A 3570-nucleotide genomic window follows, 5' to 3' on the forward strand; every position below is an offset into this window, starting at 1 on the left:
ATTCTATCCATTCGGACATTTCACGAACACTGCCGCTGCCAACATTGACGTTTATATAAGGCTTGCAGCCAACAAGCTCACAGAAGCGCATAAATTCGTGTGTACCGAAAGAATTATCCTCCGTAACTCCGCCCCAGTTCGTGTTCACGATCTTTCGGCGCAAGGCTTTTTCACCGATACCGTCCTGCCAGTGATATTCTTCCGCAAAGCAGCCGCCGGGCCAGCGGAAAACGGGAGCTTTTATATTTCTGAACGCCTCGATGATATCATTCCTTATTCCGTCTGTATTCGGAATAGGTGAATTTTCACCCACATATATACCGTTGTAGATACATCTTCCGAGATGCTCGGAAAAATGTCCGTATATCTCGGGAGAGATATGTCCGAGCCTGTCGTCTGCATTTATTACTATTGATATTTTTTTCATATTATACCTCCGCCGCATACTGAATTATTATATTATCATATATAAGTCATTGACTTTGGTATTGCAATGACTTATAACATTATTATACTAACCGTTCGTACTTTGAGGTGATGATATGATAAGTATAAACACAGTCTGTCAGAACGTAAGACACAAAGGGAATTTTGAAATATGCAGACCGGATGGTTCGGGAGATAATCTTCTTGTTATCTTCAAGACCTCCGCTGTTCTGATACAAAACGGTGAAGAAATAACCGTTTCTCCCGACAGTCTCATTTTATACAGCAAGGGAACAATGCAGCATTACAAAACTCTGTGCGGAAGTTATGTTAATCACTTTGTCCATTTTGATACGGACGATACCGAGCTTATGAATGGGATAAAAACTGACACGCTTATCACCTCGGCGGATATTCCTGCAATTGAAGAGTTGCTTACGATATTATGCCGTGAAAATGTAGCCGGTTCGACCAACAGGAAACAGTACGAAAATATGCTTATGCAGATGATACTTATGAAAATATCCGAAAGCAGCATAAATCCTGACAGCGATAAAAGCCGCATTTCCGCTCTTGAAATGCTCCGCACCGATATTTACAGCAATGCAGGGAGCTACAGCAATATATATCAGCTTGCTGAAAAAATGAATCTGAGTCCGTCATATCTTCAGGCAATATACAAACGGAAATTCGGGATAAGCTGCTATGAAGATATTTTATCCGCAAAGATCAAGACAGGACAATATTATCTTTCGACCACCGATATGACCGTTAAGGAAATATCCGACCTCTGCGGATACGGAAATGAGATATGCTTTATGAAGATATTCAAAAAAAGAACAGGGATCACACCGAGTGAGTACAGGAAAATTTCCAAGAATGATAATTTGAAAAACAACTTTATATGGTAAGGAATAAACTTTTATGATGAATTTTTTTGAACATTGCGCGGATATTGCTTCGGTTGGCATAATTGTTGACTTTACGGAAGATACGGAAACATATATCGTCGGCTCTCCTGCAGATATTAAGACTTGGGCGTACAGCGGCTGTCCCCGAAAAGCTCCGACAGGAATTATGTGGCACAGCAACAAACTTGGCAATCTCGTCAAGGATATAATCATCCGGCAATGCAACATTTGCAAATTCATCAAGCATGAATGTCACATGAATCGGTAATCTGCCACCGCAATTGAAATCTGCCTGATAATATAACTCCTGGAATATCTGTGTATATAACATTCCGATAATGAAGTTATATGATTTATCACTATCTGGAATTACACAGAACAGAGCTGTCTTTGTTTCACCATCCCCATTTACTCCTATCCCTATTTCAGGCAGATTAAGATCATCCTTTGAAAGCAGCCTGAGTACCTGTTTATTTTCAAGAAATGCCAGTCTGGAATTTGCACTGATAATAATAGAACGAACGGTATCTCCGGCACCTCTCATACATTTGTTATACTGCTTTACCGCCGGATGATTAGCTCCAAGAGGATTGTTCTCCTGTAAAAACTTCATTCTTGTATCCAGTTTTGACGGCTTACCCTGCTTTCTCCCAGAACGGATCAGATGGGGTGGCACCTTTAGGTGTCGTGTTGGCAATCAGGCAACATCTGCTTCCTGCAAAGCCATTGCTTCTCTTGCAATCAGAGCCTTTACAAGCTCCTCCTGCGTATGCTTTGCGTTCTCTGCGGGCATTGCGTTGACAACGAAAATGGTGCCGCCGATTCTCTCTACAAAGCCGGTTTTCATATCCTCCACGGTCATCACCTCCCTCCGTAAAAATAGGGGCGTCCGTTTCCGAACGCCCCGTTACCAGCCGAAAAAGGATTATTCCTTTTCATAGATTGCCTTGAGTGCTGCGTAAAGATTTCTGCCCTCGTCCTCCGTGAGCGTGATACCCTTCCCGCAGCGCTCGTGGTTCGGATGCTACTCTTGAATGTCCAGCTTGGCGGCATTGCCGTTCCCAATCATTTCTGCCCCGACGATGTTTGGATTGTTCTTTTCGGGCGGCTGCTCTGTCCTCCCGTTCCTTGCGCTCCTACGCTTCCTTGATACTGAAAAGCTCCTTGACCTTCTTCACAAAGACCTCCACCAGCTTTGGAAAGTGTTCCAGTGCCTGCAAAAACGGCTGGCATTTTTCTTTGAGCCGGTCATACCGTTCCTGCAATCGTTCCACGGCAGAGGACGCATTGAAATACTGTCTTTGATAGTATGAAACGCTGCTTGCAGCTCCTTTCGCATTTCCTGCAAAGCTCGTTGTATTTCTTCCTGCCACGCTCATCAAGAAAGAACGCCAATTCTTCCTTGAGGTATTTCGGCATACGGGGCATAGCGAGCACCTCCTTTTCACTGCCGATTTGCTCCCGAAACGCAGAAATGCCCAAAACCTCTCCGAACTGTCATTTTTCTGGGCGATTTTGGGCGTTTTCTTTCGATATGAGCGGCTTTGTTTTAGCGGCGGTATCCTTTACCGCCAACCATTCAAAAGCCGCTGTTTGTCGCTTCCGGGTAACAAAAAAGCGCCGTATCGCTACGACGCTTTTGTCTTGCTCGGAAGATGGAGCAAGGGAACGCTATTCAATTATCTGTTGTACTTTTTCTTTCTGCTGACAACCGTTGTGCCAATGGCTGCACCGCCGCTGACAAACGCAAGGCAATCCACAAAGCAAGGTTGCTTGTATCGCCGGTCTGCGGAGATTTGGAATCGTCCTTCAGCTTCGCCGTTACGGTGTCGGCTTTTTTGATTTCCTTTGTACCGTCCTTGTCGCTGTAATATTTACCACAGCCTTCGCAGTACCAGTACTCGATATTGCCCTCGGTGGTCTTGGTCGCCGCAGTTGCCTGGAAGTGCTTTAAGTTGGTGTGGTTCTTCGCATCAAGCTCACCGTATTCCGCACCGCAGACTTCGCACTTTGCCTTGTCCTTGCAGGTCGCTTTCCCGCCGGTGTGCTCAGTCAGCTTCTTGCCGCAATAATCACACTTGTGGTCTTTGTTATCGTCTGCACACTCGCTGATTATATAATCGCAGATATCACATTTGTGGTCTTTGTTTGCATCGATGCAATTCTCCGTTTGCGTGCCTGCAGAGCATCCGTCAACGGTGCAGGTGCGGGTATGGGCGCCGTCTTCGTTGGA

General features: G+C 45.1%; 3 protein-coding genes and 3 pseudogenes. 1 reads left to right on the plus strand and 5 read right to left on the minus strand.

Annotated elements, in window-relative coordinates; genetic code table 11:
* Window positions 1–427, minus strand: a pseudogene (locus CCU_RS02965) (alpha-N-arabinofuranosidase); the annotation flags it as partial.
* 115 nt (window positions 428–542) lie between these two features.
* On the opposite strand from CCU_RS02965, the gene CCU_RS02970 reads away from it, so the two are divergent.
* Complete coding sequence (locus CCU_RS02970) at window positions 543–1337, plus strand: helix-turn-helix domain-containing protein (RefSeq protein WP_015533505.1); 795 nt, start codon at window positions 543–545, stop codon at window positions 1335–1337.
* A 205-nt stretch (window positions 1338–1542) separates the two neighbouring features.
* On the opposite strand, the pseudogene CCU_RS02975 reads toward CCU_RS02970, so the two are convergent.
* From CCU_RS02975 to CCU_RS02990, 4 genes and pseudogenes are all read right to left on the minus strand, one after another.
* Window positions 1543–2038, minus strand: a pseudogene (locus CCU_RS02975) (type IV secretory system conjugative DNA transfer family protein); the annotation flags it as partial.
* Complete coding sequence (locus tag CCU_RS02980; RefSeq protein ID WP_167530871.1) at window positions 2035–2193, minus strand: hypothetical protein; 159 nt, start codon at window positions 2191–2193, stop codon at window positions 2035–2037. The gene CCU_RS02980 and the pseudogene CCU_RS02975, both read right to left, overlap by 4 nt.
* 280 nt (window positions 2194–2473) lie before the next feature.
* A complete protein-coding gene (locus CCU_RS02985; RefSeq protein ID WP_015533507.1) occupies window positions 2474–2716 on the minus strand; it encodes a hypothetical protein in 243 nt (80 codons plus the stop codon).
* Between the two features lie 296 nt (window positions 2717–3012).
* Window positions 3013–3570, minus strand: a pseudogene (locus CCU_RS02990) (hypothetical protein); the annotation flags it as partial.

Origin of the sequence: Coprococcus sp. ART55/1, assembly GCF_000210595.1 — a bacterium.
Taxonomy (GTDB): domain Bacteria; phylum Bacillota; class Clostridia; order Lachnospirales; family Lachnospiraceae; genus Coprococcus; species Coprococcus aceti.